General features: G+C 48.9%; 15 protein-coding genes. 12 read left to right on the top strand and 3 right to left on the bottom strand.

Going from position 1 to position 19,830, the window contains the following annotated elements:
• Positions 1-129: 129 nt before the first annotated feature.
• On the top strand, positions 130-3,699 hold the full coding sequence (gene smc / locus MNQ98_RS19875; protein ID WP_241929791.1) for a chromosome segregation protein SMC: 3,570 nt from the start codon (positions 130-132) through the stop codon (positions 3,697-3,699).
• Positions 3,700-3,726: 27 nt separating this feature from the next.
• On the top strand, positions 3,727-4,725 hold the full coding sequence (gene ftsY / locus MNQ98_RS19870; RefSeq protein WP_241929790.1) for a signal recognition particle-docking protein FtsY: 999 nt from the start codon (positions 3,727-3,729) through the stop codon (positions 4,723-4,725).
• A 93-nt stretch (positions 4,726-4,818) separates the two neighbouring features.
• Here ftsY and MNQ98_RS19865 read toward each other — a convergent pair whose 3' ends face one another.
• The 3 genes from MNQ98_RS19865 to MNQ98_RS19855 all read right to left on the bottom strand — a co-directional run bounded on the left by MNQ98_RS19865 (position 4,819) and on the right by MNQ98_RS19855 (position 6,474).
• The gene (locus MNQ98_RS19865) at positions 4,819-5,022 is read right to left on the bottom strand and encodes an LSm family protein (protein WP_241929789.1); all 204 of its coding nucleotides are present in this window, start codon (positions 5,020-5,022) and stop codon (positions 4,819-4,821) included.
• A gap of 35 nt (positions 5,023-5,057) precedes the next feature.
• Positions 5,058-5,363 carry a hypothetical protein gene (locus tag MNQ98_RS19860; RefSeq protein WP_208918824.1) on the bottom strand — a complete coding sequence of 102 codons (306 nt, stop codon included), beginning with the start codon at positions 5,361-5,363 and terminating at the stop codon, positions 5,058-5,060.
• Positions 5,364-5,439: 76 nt separating this feature from the next.
• On the bottom strand, positions 5,440-6,474 hold the full coding sequence (locus MNQ98_RS19855) for a glycosyltransferase (RefSeq protein WP_241929788.1): 1,035 nt from the start codon (positions 6,472-6,474) through the stop codon (positions 5,440-5,442).
• A 256-nt stretch (positions 6,475-6,730) separates the two neighbouring features.
• Here MNQ98_RS19855 and trhA point away from each other — a divergent pair, with 256 nt between their 5' ends.
• The 10 genes from trhA (at position 6,731) to MNQ98_RS29645 (ending at position 19,755) form a co-directional block, all read left to right on the top strand.
• Complete coding sequence (gene trhA / locus MNQ98_RS19850) at positions 6,731-7,378, top strand: PAQR family membrane homeostasis protein TrhA (protein ID WP_241929787.1); 648 nt, start codon at positions 6,731-6,733, stop codon at positions 7,376-7,378.
• Positions 7,379-7,514: 136 nt separating this feature from the next.
• Complete coding sequence (locus tag MNQ98_RS19845) at positions 7,515-7,871, top strand: putative DNA-binding protein (protein ID WP_241929786.1); 357 nt, start codon at positions 7,515-7,517, stop codon at positions 7,869-7,871.
• A 24-nt stretch (positions 7,872-7,895) separates the two neighbouring features.
• Positions 7,896-9,275: a signal recognition particle protein gene (ffh, locus tag MNQ98_RS19840; RefSeq protein WP_208918828.1), complete on the top strand. Its 1,380-nt coding sequence runs from the start codon at positions 7,896-7,898 to the stop codon at positions 9,273-9,275.
• A 53-nt stretch (positions 9,276-9,328) separates the two neighbouring features.
• Complete coding sequence (rpsP, locus tag MNQ98_RS19835) at positions 9,329-9,601, top strand: 30S ribosomal protein S16 (RefSeq protein WP_006211361.1); 273 nt, start codon at positions 9,329-9,331, stop codon at positions 9,599-9,601.
• A 21-nt stretch (positions 9,602-9,622) separates the two neighbouring features.
• Entirely contained in the window at positions 9,623-9,853 is a 231-nt protein-coding gene (locus MNQ98_RS19830) for a KH domain-containing protein (RefSeq protein ID WP_241929785.1), read from the top strand.
• Positions 9,854-9,979: 126 nt separating this feature from the next.
• Positions 9,980-10,504, top strand: coding sequence for a ribosome maturation factor RimM (gene rimM, locus MNQ98_RS19825; protein WP_241929784.1), 525 nt, complete (start codon positions 9,980-9,982; stop codon positions 10,502-10,504).
• Between the two features lies 1 nt (position 10,505).
• A complete protein-coding gene (gene trmD, locus MNQ98_RS19820) occupies positions 10,506-11,339 on the top strand; it encodes a tRNA (guanosine(37)-N1)-methyltransferase TrmD (protein ID WP_241929783.1) in 834 nt (277 codons plus the stop codon).
• A 137-nt stretch (positions 11,340-11,476) separates the two neighbouring features.
• Positions 11,477-12,184, top strand: coding sequence for a class I SAM-dependent methyltransferase (locus tag MNQ98_RS19815; RefSeq protein WP_241929782.1), 708 nt, complete (start codon positions 11,477-11,479; stop codon positions 12,182-12,184).
• A gap of 31 nt (positions 12,185-12,215) precedes the next feature.
• Positions 12,216-13,043 (top strand): glycosyltransferase family 2 protein, encoded by an 828-nt coding sequence (locus MNQ98_RS19810; protein WP_241929781.1) that lies wholly within the window; start codon positions 12,216-12,218, stop codon positions 13,041-13,043.
• A gap of 184 nt (positions 13,044-13,227) precedes the next feature.
• Entirely contained in the window at positions 13,228-19,755 is a 6,528-nt protein-coding gene (locus MNQ98_RS29645) for a hypothetical protein (protein WP_277883672.1), read from the top strand.
• Positions 19,756-19,830 lie beyond the last annotated feature (75 nt).

The following is a 19,830-nucleotide window of genomic DNA, read 5'->3' as shown; positions in this document are numbered from 1 at the left end:
TTTCGTTGTCCTTCACTTAGAAGATGAAGGGAACTTCATGTTAAGAGAAGCTTCCTTACATACAGGGATTTAACGACAGCTTGAGATTATTCGATATGGTACAATAACGGTAGAGGTGATTTGGAATATATGTTTTTGAAACGGATAGAATTAGCGGGTTTCAAATCGTTTGCCGACAAGACGGAAATGGAGTTCGTTCGGGGAATTACTGCAGTCGTCGGCCCAAATGGAAGTGGTAAGAGTAATATCTCTGACGGCATCCGCTGGGTTTTGGGTGAACAAAGTGCTAAATCGCTTCGTGGCGGCAAGATGGAGGATATTATTTTTGCCGGAAGTGATGCGCGTAAGGCTGTGAACTATGGCGAAGTATCCTTGACTCTGGATAATGAAGACCATGTGCTCCCGCTTGATTTTAATGAAGTGACTGTAACCCGTCGTGTACATCGCAGCGGTGATAGTGAATATTTAATTAACAAACAGTCATGCCGACTGAAAGATATAACTGAATTGTTTATGGATACTGGTATCGGTAAAGAGGCTTATTCCATTATCGGACAAGGCCGGATTGAAGAGATTTTAAGTACTCGTTCCGAGGATCGCCGGGGTATATTTGAGGAAGCTTCGGGTATTGTGAAATATAAGTCCCGTAAGCGGGAATCTGTACGCAGGCTGGATGAGACGGAGCAGAACTTGCTTCGTATCCACGATCTTGTAACTGAGCTTGAGGACCAGATTGAACCATTGAAGGATCAATCGGAGAAGGCAATACGTTATAAGGAACTTAAAGAGTTATTGAAGCGCCAAGAAATATCGTTGTATGTGTATCAGATCGAACAGATACATGGCGCATGGAGTGAGGCGAACGCCAAGCTAGAGCAGCTGAAGGAAGAACAGCTGGCGTTGTCTACGGTGGTGTCTGCACATGATGCCAAACTGGAGAACGATCGTTCAGCACTCCGTCAGCTGGAAGAGGAAGTTGAAACAATCCAGAACCAGTTGCTGCAGTACAGTGAATCATTCGAAAAAAATGAGGGTTACGGTGAAGTTCTAAAGGAGCGTCGCCGCAATCTGGAGCGGACTCGCGATCAGTTATCCCAGAACGTAGAATCTGGAGATACTCGCCTGAACGACCGGCAGGAAGAACTGGCCGCAATGAAGGTCAAGCTTGGCGCTCTGCAGAAAGAGCTGGCTGAACTGAGAGATAATCTTTCTGCAGAGGAAGCAAAGCTGGTGGGCGTTACTGGCGGAATTAGCCAGCAGCAAGAAGAGAGTTTGAAAGGTAACCTTCTGGAGCTAATGAACCGGATGGCCCAGGCTCGCAATGAAATCCGTTATGCGGATCAGCAGCAGGAGGCGTTAGGACGCCGGATGAACCGGGCTGAAGAGGAGTCCGGCAAATGGGAAGGTCAGAAAGAGGAACTGCTCAGCCGCAAAGAGCAGATCGACCGCAATGTTGAACGGTTCGGCAAGGAGATTGCTGAACTTCGCAACGGATATATTACGGAGAGTGAGCGATACAATTCGCTACAGAAGCTGCTGGAGGAAAGTCAGAACGCACTTCGCAAATGGGAACAGAAGCGGGAAGCGCAAATTTCCCGTCGTGATACGATGAAAGAAATGCAAGATGATTTCGACGGCTTTATGTTGGGTGTTAAAGAAGTGCTCAAAGCATCCCGTAAGTCTGTCCTGCATGGGGTTCACGGAGCAGTTGCTGAGCTGATCCGTGTGCCGGAAAAACTGGAATTAGCTATGGAAACGGCACTCGGTGCATCTGTACAGCACATCGTTATGGATAATGAAGCTGTCTCACGGCAAGCTATATCGTTTCTGAAGCAGCGTCAGCTGGGTCGTGCCACATTCCTGCCACTCGACGTTATTCGTCCACGTCAGGTTTCGGCTTCGGACCGTTCAATGGCTGAAGGGGAAGCTGGTTTCGTTGGGTTCGGGTCAGAGTTGGTTCAATATGATCAGAAATACAGTAGCATAGTTGGTAGCTTGCTCGGTAATGTAGTAATTGCGGAGACGCTAGAGCAGGCTAACAAAATTGCTGCCCGGTTCCAGTACCGCTACCGTGTTGTAACTCTGGAAGGAGACGTGGTCAATGCCGGCGGTTCTATGACAGGCGGTAGCCATCATAAGAAGAGCAACAACCTTCTGGGACGTAAGCGCCAACTGGACCAGTTGGATCAGGAAATTACGGAGACGGAGAAACAGATCGGGAAGCTGCAACAGGGAGTTGAGCAGGTTAGAGGTCAGATGGTCGAGTCCCAGGACAAGCTGGATGAGCTGCGAAAATCCGGTGACGATAAACGAATAGAAGAGCAGCAAGCATCGGGTGACCGGAAACAGCTGGAGCATGAACTTCGTCATGTTTTGGAGCAGGCAGAGCTGGCAGGTCAGGAAAAGACAAGTTACGAGCAGGAAGCCAAGGAGATTCAGGAGAGTCGCGCTCGTGCAGAAAAGCTGCTTTCTGAGCTGGAGGCTGAGGAAAAGGCGACACATCAGGCTATTCAGGCTGCAGAGTTCGCCCGTAAGGCGAACGAATCCGCTAAGGACGAGCTTCAGACACAGCTGACTACGCTCAAGGTTCGGGAGGGTAAGCTTGATCAGGAAACCTTCTCATTAGAAGAGCAGTTGAAACGACTGCAGTCTGATGTGAACAACCACGAGAAAGAGCAGCGACAGAACCGGACGATGCTATCCTCCGTAGTGGCGGAATTGGAACAGAACGCTGCAGAGAGTGTAAAGCAGATCGAGGATCTGAACCATTTTAAATTAAAGAAGGACGAGGCCTCACAACAACTTGAGTTTAAACGGGCATCACGTGCACAGCTCAGTCGAAAGCTAGAGCTGGAGGAAAGTGAGACGAAGGAACAGCGAACTCAGCTGAGATCTGTTGAGGACCAGCTCCGTCAGACCGAGATTGGTGTAAACCGTCTGGATGTGGAGCTGGAGAACATTTTAAAAAAATTGAGCGAGGATTACGAGCTGAGTTATGAGCTCGCGAAACATCGTTATCCCGTGCCTGAGGATGTACCGACTGTACAGAATGAAGTGCGTGACCTGAAGCGCAGTATATCGGCACTGGGTGATGTCAATCTGGGAGCGATCGAGGAATACCAGCGTGTTAACGAACGCTACCAATTCCTCAGCGAGCAGAAGGCTGACCTGGTGGAAGCGAAGACAACACTGTATCAAGTCATCAAAGAGATGGATGATGAGATGTCCAAGCGCTTTAAAGCGACCTTTGATGCGATTCGCAAAGAATTTGGCACGGTGTTTACGAAACTGTTCGGCGGAGGACGGGCAGACCTGATCCTTATAGATCCGGAGCGTTTGCTTGAGACAGGTATTGATATCGTGGCTCAGCCTCCAGGCAAGAAGCTTCAGAATCTTCAGCTGCTCTCCGGTGGAGAACGGGCACTGACCGCAATGGCGCTGTTATTTGCGATATTGCAGGTTAAACCGGTACCGTTCTGTGTTTTGGATGAGGTGGAAGCAGCCCTCGATGAAGCAAACGTTGTCCGATTTGCACAGTATTTACGTGAATTCTCGGAGCAAACCCAATTCATTGTTGTCACACACCGCAAAGGTACGATGGAAGAAGCAGATGTATTATACGGTGTGACGATGGAAGAAGGCGGCGTGTCGAAGCTTGTCTCCGTCAAGCTTGAGAGTGAGGAAGCAGTAATTGCCTAAATATATACAATCACATGGAGGAAACATATGAGCTTTTTTAAGAAACTTAAAGAGAGCATTTCGAGCAAAACAGAAAGTGTAACAAAACAATTCCGCGACGGTCTGGAGAAAACCCGTAAAGGGCTTGTGGAAAAGGTTTCCGATTTGGTGATCCGCCGCAAAAAGATTGACGAGGAGTTTTACGAAGAGCTCGAGGAGATTCTTATCGGCGCCGACGTTGGCGTAAACACGGTAATGGATTTGATGGATGAACTGCGTGACGAAGTGAAAAAACGGCGTATTGAAGATGCTACTGATCTTCAGCCGGTCTTGTCCGAGAAACTGATGGGTTTGCTTCGAGGTGACAACAACAATGAACTCAGAATGAATCCGGACGGGATTACCGTCATATTATTCGTAGGTGTTAATGGGGTTGGCAAGACGACTACCATTGGTAAGTTGGCACACCGTTTCAAGCAGGAAGGCAAAAAAGTGCTTCTTGCCGCTGGTGATACGTTCCGTGCCGGAGCGATCGAGCAGCTGGAAGTGTGGGGAGAGCGTGTCGGGGTTGAGGTCATTAAGCAGCAACCGGGCTCCGATCCGGCGGCAGTGATGTTTGATGCGGTACAAGCCGCGAAGCAGCGTCAAGCGGATGTTCTGTTATGTGATACAGCGGGACGCCTTCAGAACAAGACGAACCTGATGGAAGAGCTGAATAAAATCTTCCGTGTCATCCAGCGTGAAATTCCAAGTGCTCCTCATGAGGTTCTAATGGTACTGGATGCTACAACAGGCCAAAATGCATTGAGCCAGGCAAAACTGTTTGGCGAGAAAAGCGGGGTAACCGGCCTCGTATTGACGAAGCTGGACGGTACGGCTAAAGGCGGTATTGTTGTAGCCATCCGCCAAGAGCTGAATCTACCGGTTAAACTGGTGGGTCTCGGTGAGAGAATGGGCGATTTGCAAACCTTTGATTCCGAACAGTTTGTGCACGCACTATTTGCCGGACTGATTAAGGAAGAAGAGGGCAAGGAAGATTCCGTGTAACGCAATTTATTGATATAGACGAAAAAGAGGATCTACTTGTGTAGGTTCTCTTTTTCGTTCCTCTCTTTTAATATCACCGCCGATAGTTATTTTTTATGAGGAGACAATACGGATAAATTCAACCGATTGCAGCGGAATTGTCGCTGTGTCGTTGGGAGGGCCATGAATGGTGGGAGGGATTTTCAGAGAGAGAGTCGATTCATCAAAGTCTATTAACGTTCCGACAACGATATCACCAGACACGGTTACTTCTACTTCAGATCCGAGAAAGCCTTTAAGCCAATCGACATAGCGCATATCTTATACACCACCTTTCTATATCCGCGGGAGCATTAATGAACAGAGTTTATTTTTGAGAATGGAATCAGCACGAGGTCTCCCGAAGGCTCGCGAAGCTGGACACCATCATCTGCGGTTGCGATAACTATGCCCTCAAGCGTGACAAACATCGTGCTGACTCGAACCCTCTGGCTCGTCCGATTTCCGAAGAAATCAATAAATGACGGGATGATCGTAAGTCCGGTCAACAGTTGATTTTCAAGAGATTGGACCCGGTCAGTTAGCAATTCAGTCTGTAGGCTGAGAACTTCCACTTGACGAGTTAATTTTTTTGCTCTGGTGAAGAAACACATAGGCATAGCCAGATACCTCCTTTCTTTATGAAATAGTGACCTTACAATTCATAACCTTGCAGCGAGCGTCCGAATGATCACATCAACGGACACCGCCGTTCAGTCCTTTGGAAGCAAGGGTGGTCTGTATAACCTGATTGGCTTGGATGCCTCGCTCTACCCAGCGGTGCTGCTGCGCATATGCCATTCGTGCAAGTTTTTTGTCCTGATTATCGGGATTGCTCAGCATATGAGAGAGTTTGTAGATGAAATCGTCGTGAGTAGTGGCTGTTGTTACATGAGGCTCCATTAAGATGCATTCAGGCAAAGCTGTGGACAGCACTCTCACACCTGCTGCCATATACTCATAAGCTTTAATAGGGTTCGATGCTAACGTAATGGGATGATATTGAAACGGAATAAGTGCTACATCGATGTGAGGCAGATAGCGTTTCAGTTCATCATGCGGCTTTTCGCCAAGAATATGCACATTCGGCAGGTTTTTGTAGTCCCTTGAACTGCCGTATGGAGCACCGATCGAAACAAACTGTACATGAGGGAATACAGAAGCCAACGTTGCGAACAATGTATGGTCCACCCAATAAGCCCAAGCTCCGATATAAGCTACAACGGGTCCAGTCGGGAGGTCGGCAGGTCTGTCTTGAACTGGAATTTGGAAGAAAGACGCATCTGCACCATTTGGAATCAGCGTAATAGGCTTGTTAGGATAAGCCAGATTCAACCGGGCTTGAATGACTTCTGAGGTGCATACAAGATGATCGGCACTATCTACCATCTTAGGCTCATATTTGGCCCAGTGTGGAAACTCATTACAACAGTCGTAAATGACAGTATCAGGATTAAATAATGTGTTGATCCGTGTCCGCATTTTCGACCAAGTGGTCCATACGACGATGGGGTGCACTTTTCGCAGCTGGGGCAGTTTTCGGTATAAAAATGTTTTGGTATCTGTAAACAGATAAACATTTTTTTCGATTTCCCTGAATTCCTGATTCACCGGTGCCAGATTTTCAAAGAATACCTGATGTCCGAGAGCGCCCAGCTGTGTCATCAGCTGCTGTGGACGTTGCTTCATATAAGACCAGTTCATAGTTTTGGGGTAGATTACTACAGCCAAAGGCTATTCCTCCTTTCAAAGTTCTACGACATTATATGCATTGATAGCTTTATAGATTGGATGAATGGAGGACTTGTTCAAAAAAGGTTTCATGTGCCTTTCCCTTATGTAGTGCAGTACCGATCATTTCTTTGAAACTATCATCGTTTATGAAACTGCAATTTTGAGAATGAAGGTGATGCTGCTTCTCGGCTGGATTTGAATGACAGAAGCGCTTATAATGAGGAATAAAGATTAGTACGAAAGGAAGTTGGTTGTGGCGAATACTTATACTTATCCCCGCAGGGAAGAAATAGCCAACGCAATTACTCATGGTATTGGTGCCGCGCTCAGTGTAGCCGCTCTCGTGCTGCTGATTGTCTTCTCCAGTATCGAAGGAACTGTCTGGCATGTGGTGAGCTTTACGATTTATGGAACAACCATGCTGCTTCTGTACCTGAATTCCACACTGGTTCACAGTTTTAAGGAAGGGAAAGCGAAGGATGTGTTTGAGTTCCTTGACCACTCTTCCATCTACTTGTTTATCGCCGGAACCTATACTCCATTTTTGTTGGTGGCGGTTCGTGGAACTCTTGGATGGAGCTTGTTCGGGGTCATCTGGGGCATCGCTTTGTTCGGGTGTATATTTAAAGCCTTCTTCGTCAAAAAGTTTCTTTTCATGTCCACGGTGTTTTACATCGCAATGGGGTGGCTAATTGTCATTGCGTGGAATCCGTTGACTGCGGTTATCGCTCCGCAAGGCATAAATTTATTAGTTGGTGGTGGTTTGCTGTATACGCTAGGCACCATTTTTTATGTATGGAGAGGTTTTCCGTTCCATCATGCGATCTGGCATCTGTTCGTACTGGCAGGCAGTGTGCTGCACTTTTTCGCAGTACTGATCTACCTGCTGCCAATTCGCTGATTGCTTGAAAAATATAAGACAATAAAATGAGAAGGATGACAAGGAGAAAAGCTTGACATCCTTCTATGTTTTTTGTATGATAATGTTCGTTAAGTGAACTGTAAAGTGTTTTTCCTTGACGAGGGGGTGCCCTTAAATGAGTCAGGAGAACCGACTCGAGAAGACGAACCGTATTAATCTGCTGTTCGATTTCTACGAACGACTGCTTACAGAGAAGCAGCAGACGTTTTTAAAGCACTATTTTCATGAGGATTTCTCCTTGGGTGAAATTGCGAGTGAGTTTGAAATTAGCCGTCAGGCTGTTTATGAGCACATCAAGCGTGCAGAACAGGTGCTGGAGACTTATGAAGAGAAGCTCGGTCTTCTGAAGAAGCACGAGGAGCGTCTTCATGAGCTTGAAAAGCTGAGAAAGCTGCTTAATGATAGCGCCTTGAATGAACACGATAAGAAAATAATGACCGATATGGTAAATCAACTCATGTTATGGGATTAAGAATGTAGGACAGAGGTGGCGGATATGGCATTTGAAGGATTGACCAGCAGGCTGCAGAATGTGTTCAGCAAGCTTCGCGGTAAAGGTAAAGTATCCGAAGAGGATGTAACTGAAGCCATGCGCGAGGTTCGTCTGGCACTTCTTGAAGCCGACGTCAACTTCAAAGTAGTAAAAGAATTTGTGGCCAAGGTCAAAGAAAAAGCTATTGGCAAGGAAGTAATGGACAGCTTCACGCCGGGTATGGTTATCATTGACATTGTCAACAAAGAACTGACAGAGCTGATGGGCGGAAGCCAATCGAAGCTCGCGAAGAGCACCAAGCCCCCAACCGTTATTATGATGGCAGGTCTGCAAGGTGCGGGTAAGACAACAACTTCGGGTAAACTTGCCAAGCTCCTTTTGAAGCAGAACAGCCGCCCGCTACTCGTAGCAGGTGATATCTATCGCCCGGCAGCGATCAAGCAGCTGGAGGTTCTGGGTGAGCAGATCAAGGTTCCTGTATTCTCTCTTGGTGACAAAACAAGCCCGGTAGAAATTGCGAAGCAAGGTTTGCAGCATGCCAAGGATAATGGTCATGATTATGTCATTATCGATACTGCCGGACGTCTTCATGTTGATGAAGAGCTGATGGAAGAGCTGAAACAGATTCATAGTGTTGTAAATCCGGATGAAGTTCTGCTCGTCGTGGATGCGATGACAGGTCAGGATGCTGTCAATGTGGCAGACAGCTTCAATAAACAGTTAGAGTTAACTGGTGTTGTATTGACCAAACTTGACGGTGACACTCGAGGCGGTGCCGCATTATCTGTTAAAGCAGTCACCGGATGCCCGATCAAGTTCGCAGCACTCGGAGAGAAGATCGACGCTTTGGAGCCGTTCCATCCGGAGCGGATGGCATCCCGGATTCTCGGAATGGGTGATATGCTCTCCCTGATCGAGAAGGCTCAGTCGAACATCGATGCCGATAAAGCCAAGGAAATGGAACGGAAGATGCGTAATGCTGAGTTCACGTTCGAGGATTTCCTGGAACAGATGGAGCAGGTTAAGAAGCTTGGTCCACTAGACCAGCTGATGGACATGATTCCGGGTATGGGCAAGATGAAGCAGACGAAAGATCTCAAGGTGGATGAGAAGCAGATGGGTCGCATCGAGGCGATCGTGCACTCCATGACAACCGAAGAGAAGCAGCAGCCGGACATCATCAATCATAACCGCCGTAAGCGGATTGCAACCGGTAGTGGTACATCGCTTGCCGAGGTTAACCGCCTCATCAAGCAGTTTGATGAAATGCGCCGGATGATGAAGCAGTTCTCCGATATGATGGGTCCAAAGGGTGGCAAGAATAAGGCCATGAAGCAGTTGAAGGGTTTAACCGGTAAAGGAATGAAGTTCCCTTTCCGTTAAGGTTTAAATAGAGGAAAGAAACAGGACATTTTTTGAAGGAGGTGAATTTTCAAATGGCAGTACGTATTCGTCTGAAACGTATGGGTGCTCACAAAGCCCCTTTCTACCGCGTGGTGGTTTCTGATTCTCGTTCCCCGCGTGACGGTCGTTTTATCGAGGAAATCGGTTATTATAATCCGGTTGCTCAACCGGCTGAAGTTAAGATCGATGAAGAAAAAGCGCTCAACTGGCTTCAAAACGGTGCGCAAGCATCCGATACTGTTCGCAACTTGCTGAGCAAGGCGGGCGTTATGAAGAAGTTTCATGAGCTTAAGCATCAGAAATAAGACTGATCGCGAGGGTCATCTATGGAAGAATTAGTTCGTGTAATTGCTAAGGCTTTAGTGGATCATCCAGAAGATGTGACCGTGAAGATAGTTGAGAAGGAGCACCTGATTGTATATGAACTGTACGTGCATCCTGACGATGTCGGGAAGGTCATAGGCAAGCAGGGGCGAATCGCCAAATCACTGCGCACGGTCGTAACATCGGCGGCAGTTAAAATGGAGAAACGGGTGACCGTTGATATCATTTCTTAAAGACTTTTTCTTAAAGATATACGAAAGGGGGTTAGGATGCATGTCCTAACCCTTTTTCGTACATGCTGAAGAAATCCGGTAGGTTGGAATGTGATCTGAATTCATAACGAGATGCAGGAGGAAGACATGTCTGAGAAGTTATTTACCGTAGGGAAAATCGTGAATACACACGGTATTCGCGGCGAAATTAAGGTGGTGCCACATACGGATTTTGCAGAGCAGCGTTTCGCGAGCAAAAGTCAGCTGTTTATCGTGTCGCCAAAGGGTGGCAGACCTGTACCCGTAACGGTGGAATCATCCCGCTTTCATAAAAACATGTATGTCATCAAGTTTAAAGAAATTAGTGGAATTAATGAAGCTGAGAAATATAAAGAAAGTCTCCTTAAGATCAGTGAAGAGCTTCAAGAGGAACTCCCGGAGAACGAGTATTACTTTCATGAAATCATCGGCTGCCGTGTCATCACTGATGACGAGCCTGCTGAAGAGTTAGGTACAATTACGGAGATTCTGACACCAGGTGCTAACGATGTATGGGTAGTGAAAACTTCTGAAGGTACAGAAATCCTTCTTCCGTCCATTCCGGATGTAGTGCTGGATGTGGATAAAGCCTCCAAAATTGTTCGGGTTCATCTGATGGAAGGATTGTTATAACATGAAGGTTGATGTTATGACGCTGTTTCCTGAAATGTTTGACGGCGTATTCCAGTCTAGCATATTGGGTAAAGCTGCTGATAAGGGAATCGTCTCGTTGAATGCGGTTAACTTCCGCCAGTATTCCGGCAATAAACACTCACAGGTGGACGATACGCCTTATGGAGGCGGGGGCGGAATGGTTCTTAAACCGGATCCGATCTTTGCGGCTGTTGAGGATTTGCTGTCATCGACGTCAGCAGCTTCCGGAAGTGATAAGGATTCGGATACTGCTGTGGTTGAAGAGGTACCTTCAGTACAGGTCGCGGCTCACCAGAAGCCACCCCGTGTTATTTTGATGTGCCCACAAGGTGAAACATTTACGCAGAAAAAAGCGGAGGAGCTTGCGCAGGAAGAACATTTGGTATTTATTTGCGGCCATTATGAAGGTTATGATGAGCGAATCCGAGAATACCTGGTAACGGATGAACTATCCATTGGTGATTATGTGCTGACAGGCGGAGAGCTTCCGGCCATGGTAATCATTGATTCAGTTGTCCGGCTTCTCCCTGGAGTCCTTGGTAATGAAATGTCTGCCGTTACAGACTCTTTCAGTACAGGTCTGCTGGAATATCCGCATTACACTCGTCCGGCTGAGTTCAGAGGATGGAAAGTGCCGGATATCTTGTTGAGCGGCCATCATGCGAATATTGAGGTATGGCGCAGAGAGCAGGCGTTGCAGAGAACCTGGGAGCGGCGTCCGGAACTGTTGGAAAGTCTGGAGCTTACCCCAAAAGATAAGATTTTTCTGGAAAAGCTTCGTGCGTCTCGTGAACGTGAGAATCATGAAGGATGAATTAATTAATATATCAAAGAGGAAGTCCTTTGCGGACTTTCTCTTTTTTTGTGGGAAAATGTTACATAACGGATGAGCTCTGTTGCATAAAATACTGATAATCGTCATGTCTTAATTTGTCTAGATGGAGGATGTCTATGCACCGTTTCTGGGAACATGTGATTAAGCACGTACTAATAGCAGTAAGGCCGAAAACCATTGTTGAGATCGGCTCTTTAACAGGTGTAACGACTTTTAAGCTGCTGCAGTATTGTAAACACCTTGGAGGACGGTGCATTGTCGTGGATCCTAGTCCTCAATACGATGTAGCTTTGTTGAGGGAACATTACGGCGAGGAAGTCGTAAACATCATCGAACAATTCAGTCTGGAGGCTCTGCCTTCTATAAATGAGTATGACATGATTCTAATTGATGGAGATCATAACTGGTATACGGTATATCATGAGTTGAAGTTGGTAGAGCAAATGGCCGACAAAACAGGACGGTTTCCTGTGGTTCTTCTTCATGATACTGATTGGCCTTATGGCCGAAGAGATATGTATTATTATCCTGATTCTATACCTGAGGCCTTTCGGAAATCGTATGCAACAAAAGGGATGAAACCAGGACAATCCGAGTTGCTGGAGTTCGGTGGGTTCAACAATATAGCTTACAATGCGCTTTATGAAGGCGGAGAACGCAATGGTGTTCGTTCAGCGATTGAGGATTTTATAAAAGAAACTCCAATGAAGCTGCGGCACTATGAACTGTTTTCTAACAATGGTCTTAGTATTTTGGTACCGAAAGATGAAGGTTCACTCATCCATTCACAAATATCTTACATATTAGACAGTTCCGGATTGTAAAATAGGTCGCTCAAACAAGGAGGGTTTGGGATTGAGTGATAGCTTAACTTCAATTGTTGTTCTTACGAAGGATCGCTTGGATTTAACAAAACGGTGTGTGGAAAGTGTTTTACGTAATACGGATATTCCTTTTGAGTGGATATTTGTAGATAACGGTTCAAAAGATAATACGATTGAATATCTGCAAACTGTAGAGAACGCCAAAGTCGTTCAGAATTCGGAAAATAAAGGTTTTGCTGCAGGCTGCAATCAAGGGATTGTCGCTGCGAGCGGGAAATATATAGTTCTTTTGAACAATGATACTGTGGTGACACCAGGGTGGCTTTCAAAATTACACTTCTGGTTAAAGAGAATACCTTCTATTGGTATTGTAGGACCTGTTTCAAATTTTGTTGCTCCTATTCAAAGAGTTGACGATGCGGTGTATCAATCGCTAGAAGAATTGGATGCGTATGCGGAAAAACGATCGTTGCTTTTCAAGGAGAAAGGGTTTTATCCTCACCGTTTAACTGGATTATGTATGTTGTTTCCTGTAGAACTCGTAAACCGAATAGGTGGAATGGATGAAAGGTTTTTCCCTGGAAATTATGAAGACGATGATTTCTGTATCAGAGCCAGGATTAGTGGTTATACGCTTTGGGTAGCGCAAGATGTGTTCATTCACCATGAAGGACACGGGACTTTTGGCGGTAGGGATATCACTTACAAACTTTCCTCGTTAAAAAATGCTGAGAAATTTCGTCAGAAATGGAGTATTGGCCGGTCTGCATTTGAGATTGACCAGTGTGGATATAATCCGAGTGACATTGTTACCAGAGAGGTTCATTTTATTCCTGCCAGGCACGTGGAGAAACTATAATAAAGACACTGAGATAGCTCTATTCATGACTTACTCTAAGCAATCTTCCTGAATAATTAGGGGATGATTGCTTTATTTGTTACTGGGAGCAGAACTGAACCGAGCTGATGGGAATAATCTGTCCTTATAGGCACATAGGTACTGGAAATTATGGGTACGGCGATGACGATTTGGGAGGGAGAACATGAACCAGCAGAAGAGGCGCAGAGGTCAAAAGTTAAAGGTTAAGAGCGCTAAAAGTTCTCTTAAGACGAGAGGCCCTCGAACAAGAAGATTTATTCAATTGATTAGACAGTTGAGCGCTAATATACCAAAGGTGTTCACAGACGACGGGGGGGACGGGAGTTTTACACTGTTTAAATCGCAGGTGCAAACTGTGAACAGACTAATTCAAAATATGCAGTTTAGTATGCGTGAAAAAAGAGAAATTCGAAACGCCGCACAGCAAATAGCCATAATGCCAAACGTGTCCGAACCGATTGAGGTTGCAAAAGGATTACAACATTTTATAAATGTAGTGATGATTTTAGCAGTTCGCATAGGTGTACGAAGGGCTGTTGAGACTTCTGTGAACGACGGATTGAGGGTTTTACGGCAAGTGGTGGAAACCGGAAGTGGCTTAAATACACCACAGGACCCTGCACTATTAATAAATTCGCTGGATAGTTTACCGTTCTTTATTATGAATGCGATGACTCAACCCGGGATGGAAACACGAGAGCAGCTAAGGGGTGTATTAAGCGGAATCAGCGAGCAGACTGTTTTGTTGGGAGCTACAACTTTGCAAAGCAGCAAGCTTCGAGAAACAGAACAGAATATTATCAATCTTTTGGAACAGGACTCTATTCCGGCAGTGCTTATTAACGAGGAATTGACTGATTATTTAACCACTTTAGCAGGATTAGTCCCGACTTTAAATATATCGTTAGCTGGAGAGGCATCATTGTTTCAATCATTTAGTGCGGTGTCACGTTCGAGTGCTGAGAGTGTTTATGGGGTTACGGTAATGCAAGCGTTAGAGGGGGTATCAAGAGCAATTGGTGAAACAGGAGCTACCGGAGCAATAGGATCTACAGGAGCCACTGGAGCGACAGGTCCATTAGGATCGACTGGAGTTAGAGGGCCTACCGGAGCAAGAGGTGCAACAGGTGTTACAGGGGCTAGAGGTATAACAGGATTAGTTGGGATTAGAGGGGTTACTGGAGCAACCGGAGAAATAGGAGCCCCAGGTGCAACGGGTGTTACAGGGGTAACTGGCACGAGGGGGACAACAGGAGTAGATGGAGCCAGGGGGGGAACCGGAGCTACAGGAGCGACAGGAGTAACTGGAGCTAGGGGTGAAACAGGAGTAACTGGTGCCACAGGCGTGACAGGAGCAACGGGCACAGCAGGCGGTGAGACAGGAGCAACGGGAGCTACAGGACAAACAGGTACGGTAGGCGCTACGGGAGTTACCGGAGCAACCGGAGTAACGGGAGCTGCGGGAGCCACAGGAGCAACGGGTGAAACAGGATCAACCGGAGCGACGGGAACCACGGGAGCAATCGGAGAGACTGGTAGAACAGGTGCAACAGGAGTCACAGGAGCAACGGGGGTAACAGGAGCAACAGGGGTAACAGGCGCTACAGGTGAAACAGGAGAAACTGGAGCAACAGGAGTAACAGGAGCCACGGGAGTAACAGGGGAGACAGGAGAAACTGGAGTAACAGAAGCAACCGGAGTAACTGGGGTAACAGGAGCAACCGGAGCAACGGGAGAAACGGGAGCAACAGGTGAAACCGGAGCAACAGGAGCAACGGGAGTAACGGGAGAAACAGGAGCAACAGGTGAAACAGGAGCGACGGGAGCAACCGGAGAGACTGGTGGAACAGGGGTAATAGGGGCAACAGGAGCAACCGGAGCAACGGGAGTAACAGGAGAAACAGGGGCAACCGGAGAGACTGATGGAACGGGGGCAACAGGAGCCACAGGAGCAACGGGAGTAACAGGGGGGACAGGTGAAACAGGGGCAACAGGAGCCACGGGAGCAACGGGAGCGACGGGAGCAACCGGAGAGACTGGTGGAACAGGGGTAATAGGGGCAACAGGGGCAACAGGTGAAACAGGGGCAACAGGAGCAACGGGAGCAACCGGAGCAACGGGAGCAACCGGAGCAACGGGAGCAACAGGTGAAACAGGGGCAACTGGAGTCACAGGAGCCACAGGAGCAACAGGTGAAACAGGGGCAACAGGAGCCACAGGAGCCACAGGAGCCACAGGAGAAACAGGAGAAACAGGAGAAACAGGAGCAACAGGAGAAACTGGGGTAACGGGAGCAACGGGAACAACCGGAGAGACTGATGGAGCAGGGGCGAAAGGCGCTACAGGTGAAACAGGAGCCACAGGAGAAACTGGAGCAACCGGAGCCACAGGAGCTACGGGAGAAACAGGGGCAACGGGAGCAACCGGAGTAACGGGAGAAACGGGAGCAACAGGTGAAACAGGAGCAACGGGAGTCACAGGAGCAACGGGAGCAACAGGTGAAACTGGAGCAACCGGAGAAACAGGGGCAATCGGAGCAACAGGAGAGACAGGAGTAACAGTAGCCACAGGAGAAACAGGGACAACAGGAGCAACCGGAGTAACAGGAGCAACCGGGGCAACAGGAGAAACTGGAGCCGGAGTAACGGGATCAACGGGAGCAACAGGAATAACGGGAGAAACGGGAGCAACAGGTGAAACTGGAGCAACGGGAGCAACCGGAGAAACAGGGGCGACAGGAGAAACGGGAGCCACCGGAGAAACAGGAGCCACAGGAGAAACTGGGGTAACAGGAGCAACGGGAACAACCGGAGTGACAGGGGCAACAGGAGTAATGGGAGCAACCGGAGAGACTGGTGGAGCAGGGGCGACAGGCGCAACTGGAGTAACAGGTGAAATAGGAGTAACAGGTGCAACGGGATCAACCGGAGCCACAGGCGAAACAGGAGCAACGGGAGTAACGGGAGCAACCGGAGAGACTGGTGGAGCAGGGGCGACAGGCGCTACAGGTGAAACAGGAGCAACAGGAGAAACTGGAGTAACAGGAGCCACAGGCGAAACAGGAGGAACTGGAGAAACAGGAGCAACAGGAGCAACAGGAGCAACAGGGGGAACTGGAGTAACAGGTGAAACAGGAGAAACTGGAGTAACAGGAGAAACAGGAGCAACAGGAGAAACTGGGGTAACGGGAGCAACGGGAACAACCGGAGAGACTGATGGAGCAGGGGCGAAAGGCGCTACAGGTGAAACAGGAGCCACAGGAGAAACTGGAGCAACCGGAGCCACAGGAGCTACGGGAGAAACAGGGGCAACGGGAGCAACCGGAGTAACGGGAGAAACGGGAGCAACAGGTGAAACAGGAGCAACGGGAGTCACAGGAGCAACGGGAGCAACAGGTGAAACTGGAGCAACCGGAGAAACAGGGGCAATCGGAGCAACAGGAGAGACAGGAGTAACAGTAGCCACAGGAGAAACAGGGACAACAGGAGCAACCGGAGTAACAGGAGCAACCGGGGCAACAGGAGAAACTGGAGCCGGAGTAACGGGATCAACCGGAGCCACAGGCGAAACAGGAGGAACTGGAGAAACAGGAGCAACAGGGGCAACAGGCGCAACGGGAGTTACCGAAGTAACGGGAGCAACGGGAGCAACGGGAGCAACGGGAGCAACAGGTGAAACTGGAGCAACAGGGGCAACCGGAGCAACAGGAGAGACAGGAGTAACAGGAGAAACAGGAGAAACAGGGACAACAGGAGCAACCGGAGCAACGGGAGCAGCAGGAACCACGGGAGAAACAGGGGCAACTGGAGTCATAGGAGCCACAGGAGCAACAGGTGAAACAGGGGCAATAGGAGTAACAGGAGCCACAGTAGAAACAGGAGAAACAGGAGAAACAGGAGAAACGGGAGCAACAGGAGCAACAGGAGTAACCGGAGAAACAGGGGCAACTGGAGTAGCCGGATCAACAGGAGTAACCGGAGCAACGGGAGCAACGGGAACAACCGGAGAAACAGGGGCAATCGGAGCAACAGGAGAGACAGGAGTAACAGGAGAAACAGGGACAACAGGATCAACCGGAGTAACAGGAGCAACCGGGGCAACAGGAGAAACGGGATCAACCGGAGCCACAGGCGAAACAGGAGGAACTGGAGAAACAGGAGCAACAGGGGCAACAGGCGCAACGGGAGTTACCGAAGTAACGGGAGCAACGGGAGTGACAGGGGCAACAGGAGCAGTGGGAGCAACCGGAGAGACTGGTGGAGCAGGGGCGACAGGCGCTACAGGTGAAACAGGAGAAACTGGAGCAACCGGAGTAACGGGATCAACCGAAGCCACAGGCGAAACAGGAGGAACTGGAGAAACAGGAGCAACAGGGGCGACAGGAGTAACAGGGGCAACGGGAGTAACGGGAGTAACGGGAGTCACGGGAGTCACGGGAGAAACAGGGGCAATGGGGGCAACGGGAGAGACAGGAGAAACAGGCGCAACCGGAGCGACGGGAGCAACAGGTGAAACAGGGGCAATTGGAGTCACAGGAGCCACAGGCGAAACAGGAGAAACAGGAGCGACGGGAGCAACGGAAGTAACAGGTGAAACTGGAGTAACGGGAGCGACGGGAGTCACAGGAGCCACAGGCGAAACAGGAGAAACAGGAGCGACGGGAGCAACGGAAGTAACAGGTGAAACTGGAGTAACGGGAGCGACGGGAGTCACAGGAGCCACAGGAGCAACAGGTGAAACTGGAGCGACTGGAGCAACGGGAGCCATGGGAGCTACAGGTGCAACTGGGGCAACGGGAGAGACTGGTGGAACAGGGGTAATAGGGGTAACAGGGGCAACCGGAGCCACAGGAGCAACCGGAGCCACAGGAGCAACAGGAGCAACTGGAGTAACAGGAATAACCGGAAAAACTGGAGTAACGGGAGCAACCGGAGAGACTGGTGGAACAGGGGTAATAGGGGCAACCGGAGCAACAGGAGAAACAGGGACAACAGGAGAAACCGGAGTAACCGGGGCAACCGGAGAAACGGGATCAACCGGAGAGACTGGTGGAACAGGGGCAACAGGAGTAACAGGAGCCACAGGAGCAACAGGTGAAACAGGACCGACGGGAGCAACGGGAGAAACAGGGGCGACAGGAGCAACGGAAGCCACCGGAGAAACAGGAGCAACAGGAGAAACAGGAGCCACAGGAGAAACTGGGGTAACGGGAGCAACGGGAACAACCGGAGTGACAGGGGCAACAGGAGTAATGGAAGCAACCGGAAAGACTGGTGGAGCAGGGGCGACAGGCGCTACAGGTGAAACAGGAGAAACAGGAGCAACAGGGGCGACAGGCGCAACTGGAGTAACAGGTGAAATAGGAGTAACAGGAGTAACAGGGGCAACGGGAGTAACGGGAGTCACGAGAGAAACAGGGGCAACGGGAGCAACAGGAGCTACGGGAGAAACTGGAGTAACAGGAGCCACAGGAGAAACAGGAGCAACTGGAGTAACCGGAGCAACGGGAACAACCGGAGAAACAGGGACAACAGGAGAAACTGGGGTAACGGGAGCAACGGGAACAACCGGAGTGACAGGGGCAACAGGAGTAATGGGAGCAACCGGAGAGACTGGTGGAGCAGGGGCGACAGGCGCAACTGGAGTAACAGGTGAAATAGGAGAAACAGGAGTAACAGGGGCAACGGGAGTAACGGGAGTCACGAGAGAAACAGGGGCAACGGGAGCAACAGGAGCTACGGGAGAAACAGGGGCAACGGGAGCAACAGGAGCTACGGGAGAAACAGGGGCAACGGGAGAAACAGGAGCAACTGGAGTAACCGGATCAACAGGAGCGACAGGAGTAACCGGAGCAACGGGAACAACCGGAGAAACAGGGACAACAGGAGCAACCGGAGCAACCGGAGAAACAGGAGCCACAGGAGAAACTGGAGCAACCGGAGCCACAGGCGAAACAGGAGGAACTGGAGAAACAGGAGCAACAGGGGCGACAGGCGCAACAGGGGGAACTGGAGAAACAGGGGCAACGGGGGCAACAGGAGCTACGGGAGAAACAGGGGCAACGGGAGCAACAGGAGCTACGGGAGAAACAGGGGCAACGGGAGAAACAGGAGAAACTGGAGAAACAGGGGCAACCGGAGCAACAGGAATAACCGGAGCAACAGGAATAACCGGAGTAACAGGAGCAACGGGAGCAACAGGAATAACGGGAGAAACGGGAGCAACAGGAGCGACAGGAGTAACCAGAGCAACGGGAGCCACAGGCGAAACAGGAGCTACCGGCAACGCCACAACGATTGGTGGGAGTGTTTTATACAACAGTAATGGAGTAGTTGAGACAATTGCTTCTAATACCCCTATCACATTTAACCAAAGTAATTTGCAAGGAGTAACTTTTAATGGGACTACTACTATGACCATAGTTACTGCGGGTTATTATTATTTTGATTGGCAGGTTTTTTTTGCTAGTGGGCAAACTGCACCTATCACCTTTGGCATCGTCATAAATGGTAATACAACAAACACAGCTAATATGAATTATAACTCGAGAAATGCCAGATTGTCTGGATCAGCGGTTATCAATTTGGTAGTCGGAAATACCGTTGAATTATACAACTTATCTCCCACTTCAAAATCACTTACTGCACCTTCCGTTGGAGCGAGTGTATCGATATTTCGTATCGGACCTTAACATGAAATTGAAATACGATCATACACTTACTTTTTGAGATGGATGAGTTCCCAACGGTTTGTGTATGATCGTAAA

The organism is Paenibacillus sp. N3/727 (assembly GCF_022637315.1).
Classification (GTDB): domain Bacteria; phylum Bacillota; class Bacilli; order Paenibacillales; family Paenibacillaceae; genus Paenibacillus_AQ; species Paenibacillus_AQ uliginis.
The sequence above is the reverse complement of the archived record's forward strand: the minus strand, read 5'-3'. Positions and strand labels throughout refer to the sequence as shown.

Coding starts and splice junctions, on each gene's coding strand:
- MNQ98_RS19865 (WP_241929789.1), bottom strand. CDS start 5,022: ATGCGCTATGTCGATTGGCTTAAAGGCTTTCTCGGATCTGAAGTAGAA.
- trmD (WP_241929783.1), top strand. CDS start 10,506: ATGAAGGTTGATGTTATGACGCTGTTTCCTGAAATGTTTGACGGCGTA.
- ffh (WP_208918828.1), top strand. CDS start 7,896: ATGGCATTTGAAGGATTGACCAGCAGGCTGCAGAATGTGTTCAGCAAG.
- rimM (WP_241929784.1), top strand. CDS start 9,980: ATGTCTGAGAAGTTATTTACCGTAGGGAAAATCGTGAATACACACGGT.
- ftsY (WP_241929790.1), top strand. CDS start 3,727: ATGAGCTTTTTTAAGAAACTTAAAGAGAGCATTTCGAGCAAAACAGAA.
- MNQ98_RS29645 (WP_277883672.1), top strand. CDS start 13,228: ATGAACCAGCAGAAGAGGCGCAGAGGTCAAAAGTTAAAGGTTAAGAGC.
- rpsP (WP_006211361.1), top strand. CDS start 9,329: ATGGCAGTACGTATTCGTCTGAAACGTATGGGTGCTCACAAAGCCCCT.
- smc (WP_241929791.1), top strand. CDS start 130: ATGTTTTTGAAACGGATAGAATTAGCGGGTTTCAAATCGTTTGCCGAC.
- MNQ98_RS19830 (WP_241929785.1), top strand. CDS start 9,623: ATGGAAGAATTAGTTCGTGTAATTGCTAAGGCTTTAGTGGATCATCCA.
- MNQ98_RS19845 (WP_241929786.1), top strand. CDS start 7,515: ATGAGTCAGGAGAACCGACTCGAGAAGACGAACCGTATTAATCTGCTG.
- MNQ98_RS19860 (WP_208918824.1), bottom strand. CDS start 5,363: ATGCCTATGTGTTTCTTCACCAGAGCAAAAAAATTAACTCGTCAAGTG.
- MNQ98_RS19815 (WP_241929782.1), top strand. CDS start 11,477: ATGCACCGTTTCTGGGAACATGTGATTAAGCACGTACTAATAGCAGTA.